The following is a 26,158-nucleotide window of genomic DNA, read 5'->3' on the forward strand; positions in this document are numbered from 1 at the left end:
AAAAAAGAGGTCACTTATGGAAGAAAAAATATTACAAATAATTGAAGAAATAATCAATCCAAAGCTTCTTGAACATGACGGCTGGATAGAATTTGACAAGATCGTAGACAATAAGTTGTGTATCAAATTCAGGGGAGCATGCAGTGGGTGCGGAGCCAATCAAGCGACATTGGATGATATAATAAAGCCTGAAATACTGAATGGAGTCGAAGAGATAACGGATGTATTGATTGCTGACTATGTAAGCGAGGAACTGATTGATCTTGCAAGGTCAATACTTGGCGGCAAAAAGTGACTGTAATGGACATATTATTGAATGATTGACTTGCAATGACATTCCAATAGTTTATTATTTTATGGGACGGATTATGAAACAACTCCTACAACTATACAAATATCAAATAATCAAGAATTTCAGTTAACAATAAAGATAATTTATGAAGTCCGTTTTATAAAATATTATATTCAAGCAGCCGAGCTTTGTTTTCAGGGAAACATGGCTTGGCAGCTTGTATTTACAAATAGGGAGGCTGTGGCCCTTCAATTGAAAGGCCATTTTATTAAAATGAAAATAAATGAGATGTTGAATATAGAGTATCCCATACTGCTGGGAGGAATGGCCCAAATTTCCATGGGTGAATTTGCAGCAGCGGTGTCAAATGCCGGTGGACTTGGAGTCATAGCATCGGGGGGACTGAGTGCGGATAGGCTAAGAGAGGAAATAGGCAAATGCAAAAGGAAGACGGATAAGCCCTTTGGTGTCAATTTGATGTTGATGGCTCCCAACAGGGATGAACTGGCGAAAGTTATTGTTGATGAGGGCGTACAGGTGGTTGTGACCGGTGCCGGTTCCCCTACTCCATATATCCCAATGTGGAAGGGAGCAGGTATAAAGATCATATCCGTCATCCAGTCGGTAAAAATTGCAAAGAAGGTTGAGGCAATGGGAGTGGATGCAATTGTTGCAGAGGGAACGGAAGCTGGAGGTCATGTCGGTGAAACTACAACAATGGCATTGGTGCCGCAGGTAGTTGATGCAGTTTCCTTACCGGTAATTGCAGCAGGAGGCATTGCCGACGGCAGGGGAGTTGTTGCTGCCATGGCTTTGGGAGCTGAAGGCGTTCAAGTGGGAACAAGATTTCTTGTTGCTGAGGAATGTCCGGTTCATGAAAGATTCAAGGAAGAAGTCCTCAAGGCAATCGATACGGATACATTGGTGACGGGCAGAAGCATTGGTGGACCTGTTAGAGGAATCAGGAATGAAATGACTTTAAAATTTCTGGAACTTGAGGCTAGAAAGGCATCCAGGGATGAACTGGAGGACCTTTCAATGGGGTCACTGAGAAAAGCGGTGTTTGATGGTGATATGATTGAGGGATCCGTCATGGCCGGGCAGATTTGCGGAATGGTCAGTGAATGCAGCTCCGTTAAAGAGATCATTGAATCAATGTTTGAAGATGTCAAGAAAATTTACTTAAACCTTGGAAAGTTGATATGATTTAAAAAGAAAAATCCGATATCAATTCAAGAAAGCAAATTGATGAATGTTTGCAATAAATATAAATTTTGAAAGGATGATGATATGAGTTCACCTGAATCGTTGGAATCAAGAAAAACCATAAATGAAGAATCAAAAAAGATTTTCAAAAGGATACCGGTATATTTTTTCGGCATTTTCCTCATGGGTCTGGGGATTAACCTGTCAAAGCTTGCAGGACTTGGCATAACGCCTGTCAGCTCCATACCCTATGCAATAGAGCTAATTACGGGAATAAAGCTTGGAACGGTTACCATATATATGAATCTGGTATTTATTGCACTTCAAGTTGCAATTCTGGGAAGGGAGTTCAAGTTGAGATCATGTCTGCAGTTTTTTTGCGCCTTCTTCATAGGTATTTCCATAAATGTTTCTTCCCCGGATTCCATATTCCTGTATATGATTCCAACACCGGAGAGCTATCTCTACAGGCTTTTACTTTGTGCAATCAGCTGTGTCGTGTGTGGAATTGGAATATACACCTATGTGTCGGCCAAGCTTATCCCCATACCGGGTGAAGGATTGATTCTTTCCATCGTGGAAAAATCCAGAGGGAAGCTGGAGTTTCACAAGGTGAAAATAACGAGTGATGTCATCATGGTAATCATTTCCGCCTCCCTTTCCCTGATATTCCTTGGTGCGTTAAAATCAGTGCGGGAAGGAACTATAATTGCAGCCATATTAGTAGGTGTTGCCGTTGGCTGGTGCAAGAGGATACATGATAAAATATTGAGTTTCAGGAAATGAAATGGAACTTATATAAAAGGAAATAAAAAAATCTTCCATGAACCCTTTGATGCAATTGCATTGAAGGTTTCATGGAAGATTTTTATTTAATCAAATATTCAATTCATATATATCCCTTGGCCTGCCTTTCCCACCGGTTGTCTTTTTGCTTACAATTTTTGCAAGACCGGCATTTTCCAGACTTTTGAGCATCCTGTTGACGCTTCTCAGGGACATGTCCATTCTTGTGGAAAGCTCAACTGAAGTGAAGGTGTTTCTCTTTGTTTTTTCAATTATGGAATACAGGGTGTATATTTTAAGTTGTGACAGACCGCTTTTCTTGGCAAGGTCCTGAAAATATTCGTCCTCCACATCTGAATCGTCCTTGTTTACATTGTTGTTCAAAAAGTACAGGGGACCCATTGATGATTCGGAGTTTGTCACTATATAGGTAGCGTTTTTTTCATCGACACCTGCTTTTTCTATTGCAAGATTTGCATTGAATTTTGCTTCCCCGGGGTTGAATCCATATCCTATTCCTATGTTGATATCGCAGTTTGTATTGTTGATTATCGAATTCATTAGATAGAAACTTTGCAGACCGTTTGTATATTCAATGAAGTCGGCCCTGTTCATAAGTATCACAAACTTGTCAATTGACTCATTGACTATGGCGGCATTTGTATCCCTCGTAAAGAAATATATCTCTTCGGCGACCTTCATCTTTTCGTGCATATAGAGGTATTCGTCCTTTCTTATGTATGAGTATTCCCTCTTGGGCATTATTCTAACTATCAAAATGGCCAGGTTGCCGGTTTTGCCGATTTTATCGAAATACAGCTTTCGTGTGCGATTGACAGTCTTTACAATTACATCGGTAGTCGGTTCGGCATAGATACAGGGTATTTCATCTCTTATCAATTCAAGATAGGTCGTGTACATGGCTGTCAGACATCCCTTGACCTTGCCGGACTCATACAGTTCCTTGTGCTGCATGAAAAGGCTGTGTGAATAGTCCTTTTCGAATTTTGCTCTCTTTATCAAATGGAAATCATCCAGGCTGATGTTCAAGTTGTTGACAAGGTGGTTGACCATAGACAGAGGATAGCTGTCAATGCTTATATTTGTGAAATCTATTCCCTTCAACGTTATGGCAAGCAATGCGTTTTGAAGGGTGGACCAGTCTTTCTTTATGTATTCGCAGGGTACTTCCGGGAAAAATATCTTGTTGTAAAGATTGTAATGCAGTTCACCTGTGAAGATCATGGCATCAATTCCGGGCTTTATTTTCTCGAGCTTTTCATAGAAATCCTGGGCATAATAGTCCCTTCCGTCGATTATGTATATAGGATCGATGTCATCATAAAATAATCCGATTGTTTTCTTCATTAAAATAATTCTAACTTCGGGTCCTGCAAAACAAATTCTCATAAAAACTCCTTCAACAAACGTGTTTTTTATTAAAATTAGGTAAATTTGTTAACTTTTATATTTTTAGACAAATTATGGACGATTTTCAGTCAGATATTTCCTTGCTATAATCATGATATAAAAATTGCCGGCAATAATCAAGTTATAATCAATAAAATTAATGGAGGGTTTCATGAGTTCTAAAATTGAAAGATCATTGGGAAATGATAAACCAAAGAAAAAATTTAAAATGCCAGATACGTATGCTTTATTGACGTTTTTCATTCTGTTTGCGGCAGTGCTGACATACATAATTCCTGCAGGTGTCTATAATACTATAGAAGGTACGAAGTTTGTAGATGCAAGTTCCTTCCACTTCGTTGAACAGTCGCCTGTAAATTTCTTTAATGCAATATTTGCCATAACCCAGGGTATGATAAATTCTGGAAAGATAATATTTTCTATATTCATAATATCAGGTGCATTCAAGATTATCAATGATACCGGGGCAATAGAAGGTGGAATAGATTTTCTTTCATCTAAGCTGCAAGACAAGATAATATTCCTTATCCCTATAATCGTATCGGTAATGGCCGTTCTTGGTTATATGGAGATTATAGTTAATCAGGTTATAGTATTCATACCTATAGGTCTTGTAATAGCCAGAAAGCTTAAGATGGACCCGATAGTTGGTCTTTCCATGATGTATCTGGGTTGCTATGCAGGATTCATATTCGGAGGTATGGGACCATTTACAGTTCAGGTTGCCCAGGAAATAGCTGGACTTCCGGCTCTTTCAGGAATTGGATTCAGAACGGTAATATGTGTGATAGCAGTTATCATAGCAACCGTATATCTTATGAGATATGCCAAGAAGGTAATGGCGGATCCGTCAAAATCAGCTCTTGGAACAGCAGACTTCGACTGGGCTGTTGATGTACACGAAGGCGTAGTAACAGAATTTACAGGAAAACACAAAATCATCCTTGTTGGAATATTTGTAACTTTCGGTATCTACATTTATGGTGCACTTAACTACGGATGGAGTATAAATCAACTTAACACTGTTACGATTATACTTGCAATCATAGCAGGTATTATAAACAGGATGTCAATGGATGAAATGAGCAAGTCCTTCGTCGATGGATGTAGAATGGCAACTTATTCAGCCATTCTAATAGGCTTTGCAACTGCTATATCCGTAGTACTTACAAAGGGTAATGTTATTCATACAATAATAAACTATGCTGCAGTACCTCTTACATCTGCATCAAAGACAGTATCAGCGGTATTGATATTCTACTTCAACTGGATATTCAACTTCTTCGTACCGTCAGGAAGCGGCCAGGCAGCAGTGGTAATGCCTATACTTGCACCTCTCGGAGAAGTAATCGGACTTTCCAAGCAGGTAATAGTTTCCGGATACAAGTACGGAGACGGTATAACTAACCTTATCATACCTACTTCAGGAACATTGATGGGATTCATCGGAATAGCCAAGGTATCTTACGACAAATGGCTCAAGTTCATCCTTCCTCTTGTAGGAATGTGGACACTTCTTTCAACAATTGCGGTAATTATAGGCGCTGCAATAGGTTGGCAATAAGACTTTTGAAAATAGAAAAATATAATTCGAGTGCCTGTAAAAGGGCACTTGAATCATATGAGGAGTAGAAAATCATGATAATAGAAAGAGCAGATATAATCAGGGTGAAAAACCCTTTCAGATTTCCTTTTGAAACGGCTTTCACGAAATTTGTCGAGAGGGACGCACTTCTTGTAAAACTGTATTCCGAAGATACTGCAGGATACGGAGAGTGCAAGGCATTTTTTGCCCCCCTGTATTGTCCTGAGGACAATGGTACAGCCCTTCATATAATAAGCAAATACCTTATCCCTGAAATTCTGCACAAGGATATTTCAGGACCTGAAGAATTCATTGAGAAAACATCATATATCAGAGGCAACAACCTCGCAGTTGCTGCAGTGGAGAATGCACTCTGGGAAATAAAGCGCAAAAAGGAAAACAAGTCACTGAAGACTCTCATAGGCGGAGTTTATGACCAAGTGAAGGTCGGTGTGAGCCTCGGAATCGAGCCAACCATCAAGGACCTTCTTGAAAAAATCGAAAAATATCTGGGAGAAGGATATCACAGGACAAAGATAAAGATCAAGCCCGGCTGGGACTATGAAGTTGTAAAGGAAGTAAGGAAGCATTATCCGGACATCACCCTTACAATTGATGCAAATTCGGCTTATACGCTGAAGGACATAGACCTTTTCAAGTCTTTTGACGAATTCAACCTGAAGTATATAGAGCAGCCTCTTGGAGAAAACGACATAATAGACCATTCGGTGCTCCAGAAGGAAATAGAGACTCCCATTTGTCTTGACGAGAGCATTGAAAGCGTTGAGGATGCAAGACAGGCAATAGAGCTTGGAAGCTGCAAGGTGATAAACATCAAGTCCAGCAGATGCAGGGGAATAGTCGAATCAATAAAGATTCACGACCTGTGCCAGGATCATGGGATTCCCGTATGGTGCGGAGGAATGACGGAACTTGGAATAGGAAGGGTGCAGAACATATCACTTGCAAGTCTTCCCAACTTCACACTGGCCCATGACATAGCGGCAAGTGACAGGTATTTCGACAAGGACATAACAATACCGGAAGTCAAGATATCCAAGGATTGCACAATAGCGGTGCCTGACGAAACTAACGGAGTCGACTACGAGGTCGACGAAGAAGCAATAGACAGAATGATGGTGGAGAGGCATATTTTTAAATAGGATTAAAAAAACAACAATTTTACGGAGGAAGTAGAACCATGAAGATAGATAAGATTGTATTGAGAAAGATGAAAATCGAGTTCAGGACTCCATTTGAAATAAGCTCTGTAAGGATGAAGGAGAAGCATTTCATAATGACTGAAGTCCATTCGGGAGATAAAGTGGGCTACGGCGATTGTTCAGCTCTTTACCACCCATTCTACAACGAGGAAACTACAAATACTGCATGGATCATATTGAGCGACTACCTGGTTCCCATGGTCCTTGACAAGGAAGAGATAGACCATCCTGAAGAGGTATACGACATGTTCAAGTCTGTCAAGAGAAACAAGATGGCCAAGGCGGCTCTCGACTGTGCCATTTGGGACCTCTATGCAAAGGAGAAGGGAATAACCCTTTCCGAGGCACTGGGAGGAACCAAGAAAAAAGTTGAGACTGGTGTAAGCATAGGAATCAAGGAAAGCCCGGAAGAGCTTCTCAAGTATGTTGACGGCTTCGTAGACCAGGGATACAACAGAATCAAGATCAAGATCAAGCCTGGAAAGGACATCAAGTATCTTGAGAAGATAAGGGAAAAATATCCTGACGTAATGCTTATGGCTGATGCCAATTCTGCATACACCCTTGACGATATAGAGCTTTTCAAGGAAATGGACAAGCTGAACCTCATAATGATCGAACAGCCTCTTGGCCACGACGACATCGTGGACCACTCAAAGCTTCAAAAGGCAATCAAGACAAGGGTTTGTCTCGATGAAAGCATCCATTCTGTGGACGATGCCAGACTGGCAATCGAGCTTGGATCTACAAAGACCATCAACATCAAGGTTGCCAGGGTTGGAGGTCTGACGGCTGCAAAGAAGATTCATGATCTCTGCCAGGAGCATGACCTGCCCGTATGGTGCGGTGGTATGCTGGACACAGGAATTGCAAGGGCCCACAATGTAGCCATAACTTCACTGCCAAACTACAAATTCCCTGGAGATCTTCCTGAATCGACGAGATATTGGGAGAAGGACATCATCGACCCGCCTATGACAATAGACGAGGATTCCTGCATAGCAGTATTGGACAAGCCTGGAATAGGCTATGAGCCGATCAAGGAAATGGTTGATGACATGACATACGAAATAAAAGAATTTACCAGATAATATTTGTATAGAGATAAAGGAGATTAAGGAGACAGCTTATGGAAAATATTGTGAGAACAAAAAATATCAATAAAGAAGCAATTCTATGTGCTTTGGAAGAGAACAACATTAATGAGGAAGTAATACTGAAAACCTGGAGGGAAATTGTAGAGATAGAAAGCTACACCCACAACAAGAAGGCAGTGGAAAATGTATGTGCCTATGTGGAAGGAAGGCTTAAGGATCTTGGATTTGAAACAAGGACTATTGAGTTTGATAAAGCCGGACCTACACTGGTTGGGGAAATGGGCCAGGGCGATCCAAGTGAAGGTGTAATACTTACAGGGCATATGGATACTGTTCATAAAGACGATTTTATAAAGGATTTTCCTTTCAGAGTAGAAGAAGGCAAGGTTTATGGTCCGGGCGTTCTGGATATGAAAGGCGGAATCAACATCATATTCTATGTAGTTGAGATGTTGAAATCCCTTGGATACAACAAGCCTATAAAGGTTCTGATAAGTGGAGATGAAGAGCATGGACATGGAAAGTCAGGATCAGGAAGTGTTATGGCTGAAGAAGCGAAAGGCTATAAATATGCTTTAAATTTTGAAACAGGACTTATCACCAATGACATTGTTGTCGCAAGAAAAGGCATGATGCACTGTGCCATCCGTACCACAGGTCTTTCCGCTCACGCAGGGGCAAATTTTGACGATGGTATAAGCGCAATAAAGGAAATGTCTCACAAGATTCTTGAAATTCAGGAACTGAATGGAAAATTCGGACCAACAACCTTGAATGTAGGAACCATAACCGGCGGTACGGTTGTCAATGCAGTTCCAGAGAATTGTGAAATAAAGCTGGATATAAGATATGTGGACAATTCCGTCCTTCCGGCGGTAAAGGAAGCTTTGGAGTCCATTGTAAACAAAAATTATGTTGAAGGAACCAAGTCGGATCTTATTATAGAGAATACTTTTCCCGCATTTCCAAACAGCCTCAACGGAAAGCTGTTCGAGAAGGCAAGGGAAGTGTCGTCCAAGCTTGGATTTGGAGAACCTAAGGGCGCTAAAATCGGAGGAGCTTCCGATGCAGCCTTCATAACTCAGGCAGGTGTTCCGTGTTTGTGTGCTCTAGGTGCAAAAGGCGAGTGGAACCATTCCAACAGGGAATATGCTCTTGTTGATTCTGCAATGGAGAGAATCCTGTTTATAACAAACCTGATATTTGAACTTGAAGGTATGGAGCTTTAATAATAAGAGATAAGAATAGTTGAAATTACTAGGAGATGATACAATGAATTTGCCTTTGGAGAATATAAGAATTCTTGACCTTACAAGGGTACTTGCAGGCCCCTACTGCACAATGGTAATGGCGGATCTGGGAGCTGAGGTCATAAAGGTGGAAATGCCCGGCAAGGGAGACGATTCCAGGGCTTTCGGACCTTATATAGAAGATGAAAGTGCTTATTTCATGAGCATAAACAGGAACAAGGAGAGCATAACCCTTAACCTCAAGAGCGAAAATGGAAAGGATATCCTTAAAAGCCTTGCGAAAAAAGTGGACGTACTTGTTGAGAACTTCAAGCCGGGAACCATGGAAAGGCTTGGCCTGGGTTACGACGTACTGAAGGAAATAAACCCGGAGCTGATCTACGCCGCTTCATCGGGCTTCGGACATACAGGCCCCTACAGCTCCAGACCTGCCTATGACGGAGTTGTCCAGGCCATGGGGGGAATCATGAGCATAACCGGCCAAAAGGGAGGAGAGCCTACAAGGGTTGGACCTTCCGTGGGAGACATATTTGCCGGAATGTTCACTGCAATAGGAATACTATCCGCCGTGAACAAGAGAAGAGAGGATGGAAAAGGAACCAAGATAGACGTGGCAATGCTTGACTGCCAGGTTGCCATCCTTGAAAATGCCGTAGCACGTTACTTCGCCACTGGTCAGTCACCAAAGCCGGCAGGGAACAAGCACGCTTCAATAACTCCATTTGAACCTTTCGACACCAGCGACGGAAAGATAATGATAGCGGCAGGGAACGACAACCTGTGGACCAAATTCTGCAGGGTAATGAACAGGGAAGAGCTGGCGGATGATGAAAGATTCCGAACGAACCCGCTGAGAAACGACAACTATGACCTTCTCAGGCCTGTCATTGCTGAAGTGATTTCGGGAAGGTCTACACAAGACTGGTACGAATCGCTTACAGAAGGAGGAGTTCCATGCGGTCCCATAAACGATGTGGGCATGGTGATTGAAGACGAGCATGTAAAGGCGAGGAACATGATACAGAGTGTAAGCCATCCCGTTGCAGGTGAAGTCAAGATTCCAGGAATACCGATCAAGGTTGAAGGATGCAGCGATGAAATAAGGTATGCGGCTCCTGTACTGGGACAGCATACTGAGAAGATTCTAGCCGCTTATCTCGACATGAGCGGTGATGAAATTGAGACTCTCAAGAAAGAAGGTGTAATATGATTACCCAAAGGATAAAAAGAGCAAAGGAAGACTATATAAACCTTAAACCGTCCATATGTACCGAAAGAGCCCATATCTGGACTGAATCCCACAAGGAGACTGAAGGTGAAGATATTCAGATGAGAAGGGCCAAGGCTTTCAAGGCGGCCTGCCAGAAACTGCCTGTCAACATATTTGACGGGGAGCTTATAGTAGGTACTGCAGGAACCTTCAAGAAAACAGGGATATTGACACCTGAATTCTCATGGAAGTGGGTTGATGATGAAATGGATACATTTGAATCCAGGTCACAGGACCCCTATACAATTACCGAAGAACAGAAAAAATTCGTCAGGGAAGACATATTTCCTTACTGGAAGGGGAAATCCCTTGAAGAATGTTTCTTGTCCAGGATTCCTGAAGATACGGCTGAATTGCTTATAGATACAGGTATAATCGACAACGACTCCAAATGGAGACAGGCCGTAGGGGAAGTGACGCCCGATTATCAGGATGTACTTTTTGTCAAGGGATACAAGGGAATAATTGAGGAAGCCAGGGCAAAACTTGAAGAAATTCAGGCTACATCTGTTGAAATGATTGAAAAGTCTGTCTTCTACAAGGCTGTAATAACGGCTGCGGAAGGAATCATAATTTTTGCAAACAGATTTGCCGACAGGCTGGAGACAATGGCAGCAGAGGAAAATGACGAGGAAAGAAAAGCGGAACTTGTTGAAATGTCAAAAGTGTGCAGAAGAGTGCCTGAAAATCCTCCTGAAAGTTTCCATGAAGCTGTACAGTTCGTGTGGTTTGTACAGCTTGGAGGTATAATCTCTGAAAATCCTCTTGCGCTTAATCTGGGACGTTTCGACCAGTACATGTATCCATATTTCGAGAAGGATTTCGAAGCCGGAAGGATAACAAGGGAAAGAGCCCAGGAACTTGTGGACTCAATCTGGTTAAAGTTATCGGAATGGGTCTGGACTATTTCTGCAAATACTGCAAACTATTTTGCCGGTTACAATCAGTTTCAGAACCTTACAGTAGGCGGAAGGAAAGTCGACGGAAGCGATGGAACCAACGATGTTTCATATATGTGCCTGGAAGCGACAAAGAGAGTAAAGACCCATCAGCCAGGCGTTTCCGTAAGGATTCATCCAAACTGCCCGGAAGAGTTCATGATGGCTGTCATGGAGCTTGTAGGAGAGGGAACTGGATTTCCTGCAATCCACAGCGATTATGCAGGATCTCAGATGCTCCTTCAGGCTGGCTACGATGCAGAGGATGCCAGGGACTGGAGCAACTGCGGATGTGTCGTACCTCATTTCAGGAAAACGGGTCAGTGGACAGCAGCCGTAAACATCAATTTCGGAGCTGCTCTTGAATATGCCCTCAATGAAGGTAAAAGCAGGATTACTGGAGCAAAGCTTGGACTTAGTGACAAGGCAATGGACGGTTATGGATCCTTTGAAGAGATAAAGGAAGCATATTTCAAAGAGCTTTCAAACCTTGTCAAGCATTCCGTTACGGGAACTCTTGTTGCACAGAAGCTTCATTCCGAAATGGTTCCAAGACCCTTCCTTTCCACCTGCATTGACGGTTGCATGGACAAGGGACTGGACCTCAGCAGGGGAGGAGCCAAATACAATGTTGGACCTGTCCTGACGGGAATAGGGCTTGGTGTAGTGGCCAACTCCCTTTGTGCAATCAAGAAGCTTGTATACGAGGACAAGGCTACAAGCTTGAAAGAACTCAGTGATGCAATGAATGCCAACTGGGAAGGATATGATGAACTTCGCCAAATGGTCATGGATGCACCCAAATACGGCAACGACATAGAATATGTCGATTCAATAGCAGTGGAACTGTCAAATCACTACTACAATGAAACCAGACAATACAGGGATCTATTCGATTCAAGGTTCAACTCGGCCTTCATGGGAATTTCAAACTACATACCTGCAGGAAAGGTTGTCGGAGCCACACCATGCGGAAGGAAGTCTGAAATGCCCCTTACGGAAGGAGTATCTCCTTTTGCGGGAACAGATACTTCAAGCCCAATTGCAGCCATGAAATCTGCTGCAAAGCTGAACCATGACGTACATACAGGTGGAACGCTTCTTAACTTGAGACTGTCAAAGGATATGTTCAAAAATAGGAGAGGGATGGCAAATATCGCATCGACGGTAAGGTCCTATTTCAACATGGGCGCTTTCCACGTACAGTTCAATGTGATTTCCGACGAAGTTTTGAAGGATGCCCAGAAAAATCCTGAAGAGTACAAGGACCTCCTTGTTAGGGTTGCGGGATACAGCACTCAGTTCGTCAATCTTTCAAGGGAAGTTCAGGATGCCATCATTGCAAGAAACATCCACAGCTAGAATCGAGTGTTGATATGAAGAATGAAAATTGTAAGGGATATATATCCAACATACAGAGGTTCTCTGTAAACGACGGAGACGGCATAAGGACTACGGTCTTCTTTACTGGATGCCCCCTTAGGTGCAGATGGTGTGCAAATCCGGAGACTTGGAATGTGAAAATTGGAAGCAGAGAAGCTGAAGGTATCCATACATGTGAAGAGATGACTGTTGACCAGGTAGTCAATGAAGTCAAGAAGGACCTGCTCTTCTACAGGGATTCCGGAGGAGGTGTAACCTTCTCCGGAGGAGAAGCCTCCATGCAGGCCGGATTCCTTGGCGGAATAGTAGACAGGCTTGAATATCTGGGCGTGGATATGGCAATTGAAACCTGCGCTTCCTTTCAATGGGAAAGGATGGAGCCTGTTCTCAAAAAGATGGACATGATCTTCGTGGATATCAAGACAATGGATGATGAAAAGCACAGGGTGTACTGCGGAGAGGGAAACGGGACAATACTTGAGAACATCATGAAGATGGGAAGTCTTGATGTTCCCGTAGTAGTAAGGATACCTCTCATGTCGGGTCTCAATGACGACGAGGAAAATATTTCACGAACTGCAGACTTTGTAGGGAAATATCTGAAAAAGGGCAGGATGGAACTCCTTCCCTACCACAACCTGGGCGAGTACAAGTACGACAAGCTTGGTCTTGAAAAGCATACCTTCGAAAAGCCTGACAAGGAAAGAATCGTAATGCTTGAAGGCATAATAACGGAGTCGGGAGTTGGACTGGCGGATTTTAAGTGAGCATATTGTCCGATTGCTTGAAGATGCTCAAGCCAATACAAAATAATAATTATGGAGGATGGGATAAACCCATCCTTTTTGCAGTTAAGATTGAAGTCTTTGTTAAAAACTATAAATAAGCTAAGTTTATAAGTATCATATCCGATGCCGTTTTTATTTCTCCATATTTCGGTTAAAATCCTTATATGATATAATAAAAAATCGCATTTTAAATTACACGGAATCACCACTTGTCAGAATTGCTAATAGAATGGGAAAATTTACGAGAATCACAAGTTTTCGTGTAAAAAGTGTATAATATTGCCGAAAGTTCGTTGTGAAAAATGTATTAAAATTACAAATATCGTTGTAAAAAATGTAAAAAAGGTATATACTGAAGCTACGAGGTGATGATATTGTATCGTTCGGCAATGGAAAAGCTTCATAAATGGAAGCGTAAAAGGAATAGAAAACCACTCATTATTCGAGGGGCCAGGCAGGTAGGGAAAACTTGGCTCATGAATAATTTTGGGAAAAATGCATACAAAAACATGGTCTACATAAATTTTGACAATAACAAGCAGATGGAGAGTCTATTTGAAACTGACATGAAGGTAGACAGGATTATTATGGGACTGGAAATATATTCGGGAAAAAAAATCAATCCTGAAGATACCCTCTTGATTTTTGATGAGATTCAGGAAGTACCGAAAGCATTGACAGCCCTAAAGTATTTCAATGAAAATGCACCTCAATATCAGATTATTTGTGCAGGATCATTGTTGGGTGTCGCCTTGCACAAGGGTACTTCCTTTCCTGTAGGCAAGGTCGAGTTCCTGGACTTGTATCCCTTGTCCTTTGTTGAATTTATGAAAGCAATGGGAAAGGAACAATATGCTGAATTAATCGACAGGGGGGACTTTGAACTTGCCGGCAGCTTCAAGCAGGAATATATAGAAATGCTAAAACAATATTACTATATAGGGGGCATGCCCGAAGTTGTTGCTGATTTTGTTGAAAACAGGGATTTTGGGGTTGCAAGAGAAATTCAGGAAAGGATACTTGATGCCTACGAACAGGATTTTTCAAAACATGCTCCAAACGAAGCAGTACCAAGAATACGAATGCTTTGGAATAGCATACCTTCACAGCTTACAAAGGAGAACAGAAAATTCATATACGGACTTGTCAAGGAAGGAGCCAGGGCCAAGAATTATGAAATGGCAATGTTGTGGTTGACTGACTGCGGACTAGTTCACAAGGTACAGCGTGTGTCTGCTCCCAGCCTGCCTTTGAAGGCTTATGAGGATATAAAAGCCTTTAAATTGTTCATCCTTGATGTAGGTTTGCTATCCTGCATGGTCAGGCTTGATCCAAAAGTGTTGATTGATGGAAATGAACTTTTCAAAGAGTTTAAGGGTGCCTTGACGGAACAATATGTATTGCAGCAATTAAAGACAATGGATAAGATTGCAACCTACTATTGGACCAATAATCGAGGGAGTGCGGAAATTGATTTTATAATAGACAATGGCAGTGAGGTGATTCCCATTGAAGTCAAGGCTGAAGCAAATTTAAAGGCAAAGAGCCTCAAGACATATTATGAAAAATTCAATCCAAAAACATCAATTCGTACTGCCATGATTGACTACAAGCTTGACGACTGGCTTCTGAATTTGCCGCTGTGGGCAATAATGCATATTTCGAATTTGTAGGAATATGAATGATGTCTGTAAAAAAACTTCCTATATTTTTCCTGAAGGAATGATATAGGAAGTTTTTTAATCCTTATTGCCAGTTATTCCGACAAGAACTTCATTGCAAGTTCTTCCCTAAGACCGGGAACATTTGTGGTGCCCTTTTCCTTGGCTATGCGATAGAATTCGCACTTATAATTAATTCGATCGAGAGCATTTTTCAGGCGTTCTATTTGCTGCTTGGTTTCTTCTTTTAGTTGAACGAAGAGTTCGTAGCGTTGTTCAATAGTAGAATCACCAACCTCACACCACTCGAAAAACTGTTTGATATCGTTAAGCGGCATGCCTGTTGTTTTCAGGCATTCAATCATTTTTAGACATTCTATATCTGTATCGTCAAATACACGAATATTTCCTTCGGTTCTATTAACTAATGGAAGTAAGCCTATCTTGTCATAATAACGAAGTGTAGATATTGAGATATCCAGCAGTTTAGATATTTCACCAATTGAATGAGTCGTAATTGTTTTTTTCATAATGGGCTCCTTGTTAAAAACTTCAAATAAAGTCTTGACCTAAAGTTAGCTTTAGGTGATATTGTGTTTATATCATACTTCATTTGGAGTAATCTTTCAACAAATAAGTATTTTAAGAAAGTGCTTGACCTAAAGTTAGGTTTAGGTTGTATGATGTAAAAAAGATGAACCTGAATCAAGGTTTAGAGGTTCTAGATCTACAACATTGGAGGGAAATTATAATGAATATCATAAACATCGATGAGTTTAACAAAGAGAATGTATTTGGAAAAGGTATAGAGAACACAGGCTATTCAGAGTATTTTACAGGGGATTCATTCTTGAATCTGTTGACTGAACCAGGAGAGGATCCGATGCTGATCATGAATGTAACATTTGAACCTGGATGCCGAAACAACTGGCATATTCATCATGCTAAAAAGGATGGGGGACAAATCCTCTTGTGTACTGCAGGAAGCGGATGGTATCAGGAAGAAGGCAAGGCCGCAGTCAGTCTCAATCCAGGAGATGTAATAAAAATTCCGGCCGGAGTTAAGCATTGGCATGGAGCCAAGGCCGACAGCTGGTTCAGCCACATTGCAGTTGAAGTGCCTGGAGAAGACTGTAGCAATGAATGGGGTGAGCCAGCAATAGATGAAGACTACAGGAAGCTGAAATAGATGAGGAGATATTATTTCATGGAAGCAAGAATGGAACATTAGCGTTTCTTTTCAAATAGGGACCTGGTTGCAATGTTTGTGGACTGGGTGGTGAAGTCTGTAATCTTTGAATGGCATGACAGAAAAGAAGGGGGGACAAGAGTAATAGTTTAGAAATGAAAATAATAAAAAAGGATTTTAGGAGGAAATATGATTTACAAGGATTTTAAGGATTTGAAACTATCGACATTGGGGATGGGTACAATGCGCTTGCCTGTCATCGAAGGACAGGACTCAAATGTTGATGAAAAAGCAACAAGGGAAATGGTTGCCTATGCCATGGAACATGGGATAAATTATTTTGATACTGCATGGGCATACCACGGAGGGAATTCTGAAATTGCCATTGGAAAGGCCCTCAGTGAATATCCCAGGGACAGTTATTATCTGGCCGACAAGTTTCCGGGCTATGACCTGTCAAACATGACCAAAATTGAGGAGATTTTCGACAAGCAGCTAGAAAAATGCAGGGTGGATTATTTTGACTTCTATATGTTCCACAATGTATGCGAAATGAACATAGATGCTTATCTTGATGAAAAATATGACCTTTTTTCTTTTCTGATGAAGCAGAAGGAATTGGGACGAATTAAGCATCTGGGATTTTCTGCCCATGGAAGCTATGATGTCATCAAGCGCTTTCTTGAAGCCTACGGAGAACATATGGAGTTCGGCCAGTTGCAGGTGAACTATCTTGACTGGATCTTCCAGGAAGCCAGCAGAAAAGTTGAACTTCTGGATGACTACAATATACCCGTTTGGGTAATGGAGCCGCTCCGTGGAGGAAGGCTTGCAAAGTTAAATGAAGAAGAGACTGCAACGCTTAAGTCCATGCGACCTGGGGAGAGAGTTCCCGCATGGGCCTTTAGATATCTTCAGTCCTTGCCAAGCGTAAAGGTTGTATTGTCAGGCATGTCAAACTATGAACAGATGAAGGAAAATTTAGGGACATATGAAACGGATCAACCCCTCAGTGAAAAGGAAATGGAATCGGTAATGAAGATGGCCAGCCAAATGCTCAGCTCAAAGATCCTCCCATGTACGGCCTGCAACTACTGTGTAAGCCACTGTCCCCAGGAGCTGAATATTCCTGAACTTATTGGACTCTTCAACGAACACAGGTTCACAGAAGGAGGCTTCATAGCGCCAATGGCCTTGATGGCAATACCTGAGGAAAAACAGCCAAGTGCCTGCATAGGCTGCGGAAACTGCGAGAAAGTGTGTCCTCAGCAAATCTCCATTTCAAAGGTCATGAAGGAATTTGCCGGAAAGGTTAAGATGTAAGGCTTCAAGACTTTTTGGAATCACGATGTTCCCTCATATACTGTCCCGATGGAATACCGGTTATTTTCCTGAATATCCTTAAGTGTCTGTATTGCAAGTTCGGTGCAAATTCACGATTTAGTGACAAGTTGCACCGGATTTTTTTGATATTCAACTATTCAATTAATCTATTGACTACTTTAATTAATTGATGTATAATAATAACACAAAGATTGTTGAAAATTTATCAATATTCTGAAAACGATTGCGAACACGACTTGCATTTGAATACAAAGAAATTCCCCATATCAATTATTTTGGTTTGGCGGCCTAAACATAAGGATAAATGGGGAATTTCAGCATATTTGCTGCAAAACAGTCTGAATTATTATTCTGTGTTTCACAGAGGATTAATAATATATAGACATACATACTACTAATGTATACCCATTATACTACAGATTGACCAGGATTTCATGGAAAATATCATTCGAAATTAAAAGTCGTAACTTTTGGGTAAGATACATGATATTTTGTAGGAAGTTTACTTGATATCCTCCTTCGATACATGTTTAGTGGTTGTAGAGATAGTTCGGCATCTTATTGGATGAAAGGGCGTAAACAATCTGTGCAAGTGAATTTTTTGACGCAATATTTTGAAAATTCACGTAATAAAAACACTATTCAAGGAGGAGAAAATGAAAATACTAGTAATCGGTGGTGGCCCAGGCGGTCACGTTGCGGCAGCTAAAGCTGCGGATTTAGGTGCGGATGTAACAATTGTAGAAAAAGTGGTCTTGGCGGTACCTGCCTCAATGTTGGTTGTATACCAACGAAAATACTGCTTCATGCAGCAGATGTAATTGATGAGACTAAACACGTTGCCGAGATGGGCATAACTATCAAAGAGGCGACCCTTGACTTCGGCCAACTGCAATCATACAAGAACAACATCATAAGCGGGATCTGTGAAGGGGTAGGCGGCGTCATGGCAGCTAGAGATATCAAAGTGGTATACGGTATTGCGACACTTACAGGCTTGAATACAGCAAAAGTCACGCTGAATGACGGTGGAGAAATGGATATGACCTTTGATAAGGCAATCCTGGCAACAGGCTCTGTTGTGGCAAGCATCCCGGTAAAAGGATTTGATGCAGATTGTGTAGTAACCAGCGATGATGCCTTGGCTTTTGAACAGCCGCCAAAAAGCATGGTAATAATAGGTGGCGGTGTAATCGGGGTTGAATTTGCAGCACTGTATTCGCGATTGGGTACAAAAGTTACCATAGTTGAAGCACAAGACAGGATTCTGCCGCCTATGGACAGTGAGTTTTCCGTACTTGCCAAGGAAAGGCTTGAAAAGGATGACATCGATGTATTTACCGGAGCCTGCGTCCTTGAAATTGAAGACACACCAACAGGCGGTCTTGTGAAATTCCAGTCTGGTGATGATGAAGAGCAGGTTGCTGCAGAAAAGGTGCTCATGGCTGTAGGAAGAAAGCCATATACTGAAGGTCTTGGCTTGGAAGATGCGGGTATCGATACTGAGAGAGGTGCAATCAAGGTTGATGAATATTTGTGTACAAATCAGCCTAACATTTATGCTGTCGGTGATTGTACAGGAGGTATCATGCTTGCCCATGTTGCCCAGGCTCAAGGAATCATACTTGGTGAGAATATTGTTCTAGGGAACAAGAAGGCTTTTGATGGGAAAACTACACCTTCATGTGTGTACCTGGAGCCGGAACTGGCATCTGTAGGATTGACTGAAGACCAGGCCAGAGAGCAATATGAGAATGTTAAAATCGGCAAGTGGGATCTTTCGGGAAATGCCAAGGTAATGTCCATGGGCAAATACGGCTTAATTAAGTTTGTTGTCGATGGTGACAGCGGTCAGGTTCTGGGGCTCCACATTTTCGGACCTAGAGCCAGCGACATGATTCATGAAGGGGCTCTGGCAATAGGCATGGGGGCTACCATTGATGATATAGGAAGCATGATCCATGCTCATCCGACAATTGCCGAGTCAATTATGGAAGCTGCACATGATGTTCATAAAAATGCGATTTACACAATTTACGAGAAAGAAACACTCGAATGTTAAAATTAGGAAGTTACGATATTTTATTTTGAAAAAACTTCAGGCTGCTGAGCAGGATGTTAACATCTTATTCAGCAGTTTTTTTCAATAACATCAACGTGTGGATTTTTGAACAGTAAATGGTTGTGCTTGGGAATAATTGAATGGAGGTAATGGAATGTATTCTAAAAAAATATCAAATGCAGTCATAAAACGGTTGCCGCGATATCATCGATATTTGGGTGAATTGCTTGAAAATCAGGTTACAAGGATATCTTCAAAAGAATTGGGTGATAGAATGGGCGTTACAGCATCACAGATACGTCAGGACCTTAATAACTTTGGCGGCTTTGGTCAGCAAGGCTACGGCTATAAGGTCGAGTATTTATACAATGAGATTTCCCAACTCCTGGGACTTGGAAAGAAATATAACGTGATTGTGGTTGGAGCAGGAAACCTTGGACAGGCTTTGGCTAATTATTTGGATTTCGAAAAAAGCGGTTTTGTCATCAAAGCACTTTTTGATGTAAATCCTCGCCTTGTCGGGTTATTTGTAAGGGGTATCGAAGTGATGGATATGGATAATATCAAGGTATTTGTCAAAAATAACAATATTGATATAGCCATGTTGACATTACCGAAGGCGAATGCGTCACAGATAGCTGTTGAACTGGTTTCATATGGCATAAAGGGTATTTGGAATTTTGCTCCCGTAAATCTTGAAATTAGTGATGACAGTGTTGTTGTTGAGAATGTACATTTGTTTGAAAGCTTGATAACACTTGCATATATAATCAAGAATGAAGAAGACCCGCATACTGATGATATGTATTCAATGGAGATACAATAAACGGTGGATTAGGTATTTAAACAATTCAAGTATACTGGTATTAATTTTAAGAAATGGATAATTGGTGTAATTTAGAACAAATTGCATTAATCAAGTGGATAAGTTATAATGTTATATATATTCCATCATTCACTGATGTTCATGGAGTAGTTGTATAAAATTATCAAGATTATACAGGCTGGTAGCCTGTTGTTTTTACTTGAATGACGGAGGTACCTATAATGGCAACAAATTCACAACAATTGAAAACTAATATATATAATCATTTAGCTCGCGTGGGGAAAGCATTATCAAGTCCAAGAAGGTTACATCTTATTGATCTTCTGTGTGAAGGCCCTAAAACGGTCGATACGTTGGCAAAAGATACTGGAATGTCGGTTGCGAATACATCGCAGCATCTTCAAACATTACTTGAGGCAAGACTGGTCGAGTATGAAAAAAAAGGTCTTTTTTCAGTTTACAAACTAAGTGATTCTTCTGTGGGGGCCATGTTCCATCACATGCAGGTTCTTGGAGAGAGTTTATTTGCAGATATTCAGAAACTATTGGATGATGTATATGAAAAGCACGGCAACATAGAGCAGATCAATGCAAAGGAATTGATGGGAAAACTTGAAGATGGCAATGTTACATTGATTGATGTTAGACCCAAGGAATACTATGATTTAAACCATATAAGAGGGGCGAGTTCTGTTCCCCTTGAAGAACTGGAAGCGCATCTGGAAAAACTGCCGAAGGATCAGGAAATTATCGCATATTGCCAGGGGCGGTATTGCCTCTTGTCTGTGGAGGCGGTAGAGATACTAAATAAACATGGCTACAAGGCAGTACGGTTTGAAGATGAATGCCTGCCCTGGGATGACGGCTTGACTAGTCATATCGATTGACATATGTCAAGTATTGGGGTCTTGTATTGGAACACTGATTCCTTGAATAGAAAAAATGTTGAGATGTTTTTCACCTCAACATTTTTTGTGTTTTTTGGAACTATTTTTTAACCAGTTGTCTGCTATTCCATTTCTATATCTATATCCAGAAGGTATGAGCTGAGACTCTTTCCGTGCTTGTCCAGGGCAAGTGACCTTGTAACTCCACCGCCCAGGGCGTCGTGCATTACGAAGTTCAGCGCTCCCAGCTGGGGAAGCTCATATCTGATTACTTCACCCTTCACTATGTCCTTGTACCATTCCTTGACTACATCCGCAGTCACCTTTTCGGAGACTGTGTCGAAATCCTTCTTGTCGTACACTATGAGGGACACGTTTGAAATGTTTCCCTTGTCTCCCGTACGTGAATGTGCTATTTCCCAAAGTTTCATCTTAAAGCACCTCCTTGCATATAACTTCCGCTTTCATGTCTTTCCTTGGAACCAGTATGGATGCAACGGATACTATTTCTTTTACGTATTTGGCAGCTCCGCCTCCACCGCAGGGACCGTTTGTGTAAAGGGTCTCAACTTCGTTTCCGATTTTTACTGCGCTTTCCTTGTCCTTAGTTCTTGCTGCGAATCTCAGACGGACCTCTTCAGGGTAGCCTGCCAGGGTTCTTGAACCGTTCTTGTAGATGGAGTTTATACCAAGTATATCAATTCTTGTCTCGTCCATTTCGATTCCCTGCATCTCAAGCCTTTTGCTTACGATTTCTCCTGCTAGCTCGGCTCTCTCAAGACATCCCGGTCCACCGTAGCTCATCTCGCCTTCGCCGATGAAGCAGTCCTTGTATCCCACGCTTACCTTGAATGTGTCTGTATTGGCGTAGCCTGTTGCTCCTTTGACGGATACTCTGTCCACTCCGATCTGTTCCATTGACACTTTGGAAAAGTCGGCAACACAGTCCGGTGTTATGTATTTCTCGGGGTTGTGGATTTCATAGAGAAGCTGTTCCGTGCAGGTTGAAGTTGTTACGGATCCGCCTGTTCCTTCAACCTTTGTAATCACTACATCTCCGGATTCGTCCACTTCTGCGATTGGGAATCCGAGATTCCAAAGATCGCTGATGTCCTTCTTTCCAGGCTCTGCATAGTAGCCTCCGGTCACCTGGCCTGCGCATTCAAGTAGATGGCCTATGAGTGTTCCCTTGCCAAGTTTTTCATAGTCCTCTGCCGTCCATCCGAACTCATAAACAAGGGGAGCGATGAAGAGTGCAGGGTCTGAAACCCTTCCCGTTATTATGACATCGGCACCTTCCTGAAGGGCTTTCACGATGCCTTCCATTCCCATATATGCGTTGGCGGATACCACTTCTCCATCAAGGTCCTTAAGGGGCTTTCCTGTTTCCCAGACAATTGTATCTGAATACTTTTCGATGTTTTCGAATATGCTGTCTCCGAATACGGCAGCTATCTTCATGCCCTTAAGGTTCATGTCTTCAGCCATTTTCTTTACTACTTCAAGAGCGCTCTGAGGGTTGGCTGCACCCATGTTGGTTATTACCTTCACCTTGTTCTCGTATGCCAGGGGCAATATCTTTTCCATTCTGTATTCAAGAAGTCCGTTGTATCCCTTTTCCGGATTCTGAAGCTTTTGCTGTTGGGCAATGGCTATGGTTCTTTCAGCCAGACACTCGAATCCTATGTAGTCCAGTTGTCCCTTTTCCAGCAGTACTAGAGAGGGCTCCAGCCTGTCGCCGGCATAACCTGCTCCGCTGCCTATTCTGATCTTTTTCATAAGTCTTAATCTCCTTTATATAGTCTAAGAAAGTTTAAAATATGTAATCCCTTGAAGCGTTGGTATTACACTTGTATGGAAACTTTCTGCGACCTCTTAATAACCGTTTTGTTCACATGAAGCGTGAACACGGTTAACGCGGCAAAGCCGCTTTCTTGTCTATTATGGGTTTACATGCCTAGAAAGGCAGTATTCCCAGTACTATGGATACCACAAGCATTACCAATGTTGTAAGGAATGCAAAAGGTATTGTCTTCTTCTGGTGTTCTCCAAGATCCACTCCCGTAAGTCCTATTAGAAGGAAGGTTGATCCTGTCAGGGGGCTTACAGGGAAACCTGTAGTCATTTGTCCAAGAATTGCAGCTCTTCCTACATCAACGGCAGCAACTCCAAACTGTCCTGCTGCACTTGACAATACAGGCATTACGCCAAAATAGAATGAGTCAGGATCGAAGAGAAGACTTGCAGGCATGGAAGCCAGTCCTGTAATCAAAGGTATGTGCTGTCCGAGTGATACAGGAACAGCCTTTACAGCAACTTCAGCCATGGCTGTAATCATTCCCGATCCCTTGAGGATACCTGTGAATGAACCTGCTGCAAACAGAATACTTGCCATCATCAGGGCCGCCTTGGCGTGTGCATCTATCCTTTCTCTCTGGTCTTTCACCTTTGGATAGTTGACTGTCAGTGATATTGCAAATGCAAGCATAAATACAACGTGAGGGGGAAGCTTTCCTGATATGAGAGTGGCTATTGCAACGATTATGAGTATTATGTTGAACCCGAACAGTTTTGGTCTTGCAAGACCTTGTTTTGCTTCATCAATCTGCTCGTCAGTCATGCTTATTTCAACATCATCTATATTTCCTATAAGCGCTCTTTCTTTTCTTCCAAGATAGTAAGCCGTAAAGAGTACGAAGGCAATTCCTGCCAGTACCGGTATCAGCATGGGGTTGAAAAGTTCTGTTACAGACACTTCCAAAGCCGATGCAGCCCTCAATGTAGGACCTCCCCATGGAAGAACGTTCATTGTACCTGCGGAAAGTGCCGCTATTGTGGCAAGTGTCGTCCGTCTCATGCCCAGTGCGTCGTAAAGTGGAAGCATTGCCGGAATCGTTACGAGGAAAGTAACTGCTCCCGAACCGTCAAGGTGAACTATCATTGCAAGTATTGCTGTTCCTACGGCAATCTTTGCAGGATCCTTTCCGACAACCTTCAGTATTTTCTTGATGATCGGCTCGAATGTACCAGCATCAGTGAGTATTCCGAAGAAAAGTATTGCGAAGATGAACATTACACCTGTTTTGGAAATGCTCTTTACCCCGTCTGTGATGAATGTCGACAGTTCGCCTCCGAAACCGCCAATAAGTGCAGTTACTACTGGCACCACGATCAGTGCAACTACTGGTGACGTTTTCTTAGTCATTACCAGAGCAAGTAGTAGTACGATTGTTAAAAAACCTAAAAATGCTAACATGTAAAAATTCTCCTTATAATATGAATTTTGTTCAATTTTATTATTGCAATGTCCGTGCCAACTTTAAAACATTGAAATTCCAACGATAAAAATCCTCCTGCTTATAAGATTCTGGAATAAACAGGAGGATTGGAGTCTTGAAATCGATTGTAGGTTAAAATTTTAACGTTCTTGTTGTTTCTAGAATATTGGAATTAATTTTGTGAATTTCTAAAATTTTAGAAATTCATCATTTCATTTTGTTGTAGAGGCTTGCCAGGGATATCCCCAAGGCTTCTGCAGCCTTTTTCTTGCCCTCGACGGAATCGCCGAAGATCTCAATTGCCTGACCTATATGCCTCTTTTCAGTCATTCTGATTATGCTGTCCAGTTTCTCAACGGAATCCGTCTCGGAGGAGATGGTGGTCTGTATCCTTCGTGGAAGATGCCGAATGTCTATGATGAAGTCGTCCATCATGTTCACTGCAAATTCCATGCAGTTTCTAAGTTCCCTGATATTGCCCGGCCAGTCGTAGTTCAGCAACATGTTTTTCGCGCCGGAGGTTATGTCTATGCCCCTCTTCAATTTGTCTTCGTGGTAGCTGGTGAAGTAATGTACAAGGGGCAGGATATCACCCTTTCTATCTCTTAGCGGAAGGAGCTGCAATGGGAATACTGCAATCCTGTAGTAAAGGTCCTCCCTGAACTCCTTTTTTGCTACCATTTCATCAAGGTCCTTGTTTGTTGCAGTTATAACCCTGACGTCAATGGGGATTTCCTTTATGCTTCCTATCCTTCGTATTGTGTTTTCCTGAAGTGTCCTGAGAAGCTTGGACTGGAGGTTGAAATCCATCTCCGATATTTCATCCAGGAATATGGTTCCTCCGTTTGCCGCTTCGAAGAGTCCTATCTTGCCTTCCCTGACTGCGCCGGTGAAGGAGCCTTCCTGGTATCCGAAGAGCTCGCTTTCAAGAAGGCTTGACTGAAGGGAGGCGCAGTTTACAGCCACAAAGGGGCCGCCGCTCCTGGGGGATGCGTTGTGTATGGCCTGGGCGTAGAGCTCCTTTCCCGTACCGCTTTCTCCCGTCATCAGCACGGTGGTATCCTTCTTGGCTATCTTCATTGCTATCTTCTTGATGTCAACAGCTCCGGGATCCTCAGCCAGTATGTCGCTGAAGGTGTACCTGGCTCTTTGGATGGCTTTCAGACTGTTTTGCAGCTTCTTTATATCCTTCTGGTATTCATTTATCTGGCTGGTCAATTCATATACGTCGCTTAGTCCCTTGACCAGGGATATGCCGCCTATTATTTGACCGTCCTCGACGATGGGGGACATGTTTACTATGTATTCTATTCCGTCCTCAAGCCTTAGGGCCCTTAGGATCTTTTCTCCCGTATGGAGGACGTTGGGCAGGCGGGCTCCCGGACGCACTTCCTTCAGGGATTTTCCTACTATGTCGTCGTATTTGACTGTGGTTATTCTCGTGTAAGCGGGATTGATATACTGGACGACGGCATTTTCGTCTATTATGAGGACACCGTCATATATGGAATCAAGGATTAGTTTTACCCAGTTGTTTATGTTCATTGGAGCCACCTTTTACATTAATTTTGTCACAGTAGATTTTATAACTTAATGGAAATTATGTGATTGCTACATATTAATATGCTATATCATGGACAGTTCCATGTCAATCAATACACA

At 42.1% G+C, this 26,158-nt stretch carries 23 protein-coding genes; 17 read left to right on the forward strand and 6 right to left on the reverse strand.

Features of this window, described 5'->3' with window-relative positions; all coding sequences use genetic code 11:
* Window positions 1–16: 16 nt before the first annotated feature.
* The 3 genes from BUB05_RS02595 (at window position 17) to BUB05_RS02605 (ending at window position 2,284) form a co-directional block, all read left to right on the forward strand.
* Window positions 17–295, forward strand: coding sequence for a NifU family protein (locus tag BUB05_RS02595; protein ID WP_073046685.1), 279 nt, complete (start codon window positions 17–19; stop codon window positions 293–295).
* A 270-nt stretch (window positions 296–565) separates the two neighbouring features.
* Window positions 566–1,498 (forward strand): DUF561 domain-containing protein, encoded by a 933-nt coding sequence (locus tag BUB05_RS02600; RefSeq protein ID WP_073047178.1) that lies wholly within the window; start codon window positions 566–568, stop codon window positions 1,496–1,498.
* A gap of 84 nt (window positions 1,499–1,582) precedes the next feature.
* Window positions 1,583–2,284, forward strand: a complete 702-nt coding sequence (locus tag BUB05_RS02605) for a YczE/YyaS/YitT family protein (protein WP_073046688.1) — start codon at window positions 1,583–1,585, stop codon at window positions 2,282–2,284.
* A 90-nt stretch (window positions 2,285–2,374) separates the two neighbouring features.
* Here the strand turns inward: BUB05_RS02605 and BUB05_RS02610 are convergent, their stop codons facing one another.
* The gene (locus BUB05_RS02610) at window positions 2,375–3,694 is read right to left on the reverse strand and encodes an HTH domain-containing protein (RefSeq protein ID WP_073046692.1); all 1,320 of its coding nucleotides are present in this window, start codon (window positions 3,692–3,694) and stop codon (window positions 2,375–2,377) included.
* 172 nt (window positions 3,695–3,866) lie between these two features.
* Between BUB05_RS02610 and BUB05_RS02615 the strand changes: the two genes are divergently transcribed.
* The 8 genes from BUB05_RS02615 to BUB05_RS02650 all read left to right on the forward strand — a co-directional run bounded on the left by BUB05_RS02615 (window position 3,867) and on the right by BUB05_RS02650 (window position 14,922).
* On the forward strand, window positions 3,867–5,279 hold the full coding sequence (locus tag BUB05_RS02615; protein WP_073046696.1) for a YfcC family protein: 1,413 nt from the start codon (window positions 3,867–3,869) through the stop codon (window positions 5,277–5,279).
* A gap of 74 nt (window positions 5,280–5,353) precedes the next feature.
* Window positions 5,354–6,463, forward strand: a complete 1,110-nt coding sequence (menC, locus tag BUB05_RS02620) for an o-succinylbenzoate synthase (protein WP_073046699.1) — start codon at window positions 5,354–5,356, stop codon at window positions 6,461–6,463.
* Between the two features lie 38 nt (window positions 6,464–6,501).
* A complete protein-coding gene (menC, locus tag BUB05_RS02625; RefSeq protein WP_073046702.1) occupies window positions 6,502–7,614 on the forward strand; it encodes an o-succinylbenzoate synthase in 1,113 nt (370 codons plus the stop codon).
* A 38-nt stretch (window positions 7,615–7,652) separates the two neighbouring features.
* On the forward strand, window positions 7,653–8,849 hold the full coding sequence (locus tag BUB05_RS02630; RefSeq protein WP_073046705.1) for a M20 family metallopeptidase: 1,197 nt from the start codon (window positions 7,653–7,655) through the stop codon (window positions 8,847–8,849).
* 43 nt (window positions 8,850–8,892) lie between these two features.
* On the forward strand, window positions 8,893–10,080 hold the full coding sequence (locus BUB05_RS02635; RefSeq protein WP_073046707.1) for a CaiB/BaiF CoA transferase family protein: 1,188 nt from the start codon (window positions 8,893–8,895) through the stop codon (window positions 10,078–10,080).
* Window positions 10,077–12,440, forward strand: coding sequence for a glycyl radical protein (locus tag BUB05_RS02640; protein WP_073046710.1), 2,364 nt, complete (start codon window positions 10,077–10,079; stop codon window positions 12,438–12,440). The genes BUB05_RS02635 and BUB05_RS02640 overlap by 4 nt, the downstream gene beginning before the upstream one ends.
* A gap of 14 nt (window positions 12,441–12,454) precedes the next feature.
* Entirely contained in the window at window positions 12,455–13,228 is a 774-nt protein-coding gene (locus BUB05_RS02645; RefSeq protein WP_073046713.1) for a glycyl-radical enzyme activating protein, read from the forward strand.
* 395 nt (window positions 13,229–13,623) lie between these two features.
* Complete coding sequence (locus tag BUB05_RS02650; RefSeq protein ID WP_073046717.1) at window positions 13,624–14,922, forward strand: ATP-binding protein; 1,299 nt, start codon at window positions 13,624–13,626, stop codon at window positions 14,920–14,922.
* 83 nt (window positions 14,923–15,005) lie between these two features.
* Here the strand turns inward: BUB05_RS02650 and BUB05_RS02655 are convergent, their stop codons facing one another.
* Entirely contained in the window at window positions 15,006–15,440 is a 435-nt protein-coding gene (locus tag BUB05_RS02655; protein WP_073046720.1) for a MerR family transcriptional regulator, read from the reverse strand.
* A gap of 221 nt (window positions 15,441–15,661) precedes the next feature.
* On the opposite strand from BUB05_RS02655, the gene BUB05_RS02660 reads away from it, so the two are divergent.
* The 6 genes from BUB05_RS02660 (at window position 15,662) to BUB05_RS02680 (ending at window position 21,218) form a co-directional block, all read left to right on the forward strand.
* Complete coding sequence (locus BUB05_RS02660; RefSeq protein WP_073046724.1) at window positions 15,662–16,099, forward strand: cupin domain-containing protein; 438 nt, start codon at window positions 15,662–15,664, stop codon at window positions 16,097–16,099.
* Between the two features lie 189 nt (window positions 16,100–16,288).
* Complete coding sequence (locus tag BUB05_RS02665; protein WP_073046727.1) at window positions 16,289–17,422, forward strand: aldo/keto reductase; 1,134 nt, start codon at window positions 16,289–16,291, stop codon at window positions 17,420–17,422.
* Window positions 17,423–18,099: 677 nt separating this feature from the next.
* Complete coding sequence (locus BUB05_RS18965; protein ID WP_342747074.1) at window positions 18,100–18,264, forward strand: FAD-dependent oxidoreductase; 165 nt, start codon at window positions 18,100–18,102, stop codon at window positions 18,262–18,264.
* A complete protein-coding gene (gene lpdA, locus BUB05_RS02670; RefSeq protein WP_342747078.1) occupies window positions 18,243–19,505 on the forward strand; it encodes a dihydrolipoyl dehydrogenase in 1,263 nt (420 codons plus the stop codon). Before BUB05_RS18965 ends, lpdA begins: the two co-directional genes overlap by 22 nt.
* 154 nt (window positions 19,506–19,659) lie before the next feature.
* A complete protein-coding gene (locus tag BUB05_RS02675; RefSeq protein ID WP_073046730.1) occupies window positions 19,660–20,331 on the forward strand; it encodes a redox-sensing transcriptional repressor Rex in 672 nt (223 codons plus the stop codon).
* Between the two features lie 221 nt (window positions 20,332–20,552).
* Window positions 20,553–21,218, forward strand: coding sequence for an ArsR/SmtB family transcription factor (locus tag BUB05_RS02680; protein ID WP_073046733.1), 666 nt, complete (start codon window positions 20,553–20,555; stop codon window positions 21,216–21,218).
* A 122-nt stretch (window positions 21,219–21,340) separates the two neighbouring features.
* Here BUB05_RS02680 and BUB05_RS02685 read toward each other — a convergent pair whose 3' ends face one another.
* From BUB05_RS02685 to BUB05_RS02700, 4 genes are all read right to left on the reverse strand, one after another.
* A complete protein-coding gene (locus BUB05_RS02685; protein WP_073046736.1) occupies window positions 21,341–21,649 on the reverse strand; it encodes an AtuA-related protein in 309 nt (102 codons plus the stop codon).
* 1 nt (window position 21,650) lies between these two features.
* Window positions 21,651–22,997, reverse strand: coding sequence for an acyclic terpene utilization AtuA family protein (locus tag BUB05_RS02690; RefSeq protein ID WP_073046739.1), 1,347 nt, complete (start codon window positions 22,995–22,997; stop codon window positions 21,651–21,653).
* Between the two features lie 178 nt (window positions 22,998–23,175).
* On the reverse strand, window positions 23,176–24,474 hold the full coding sequence (locus BUB05_RS02695) for a CitMHS family transporter (RefSeq protein WP_073046742.1): 1,299 nt from the start codon (window positions 24,472–24,474) through the stop codon (window positions 23,176–23,178).
* 229 nt (window positions 24,475–24,703) lie between these two features.
* Complete coding sequence (locus BUB05_RS02700; protein WP_073046745.1) at window positions 24,704–26,041, reverse strand: sigma-54 interaction domain-containing protein; 1,338 nt, start codon at window positions 26,039–26,041, stop codon at window positions 24,704–24,706.
* Window positions 26,042–26,158 lie beyond the last annotated feature (117 nt).

The organism is Dethiosulfatibacter aminovorans DSM 17477 (assembly GCF_900142005.1).
Lineage (GTDB): Bacteria > Bacillota > Clostridia > Tissierellales > Dethiosulfatibacteraceae > Dethiosulfatibacter > Dethiosulfatibacter aminovorans.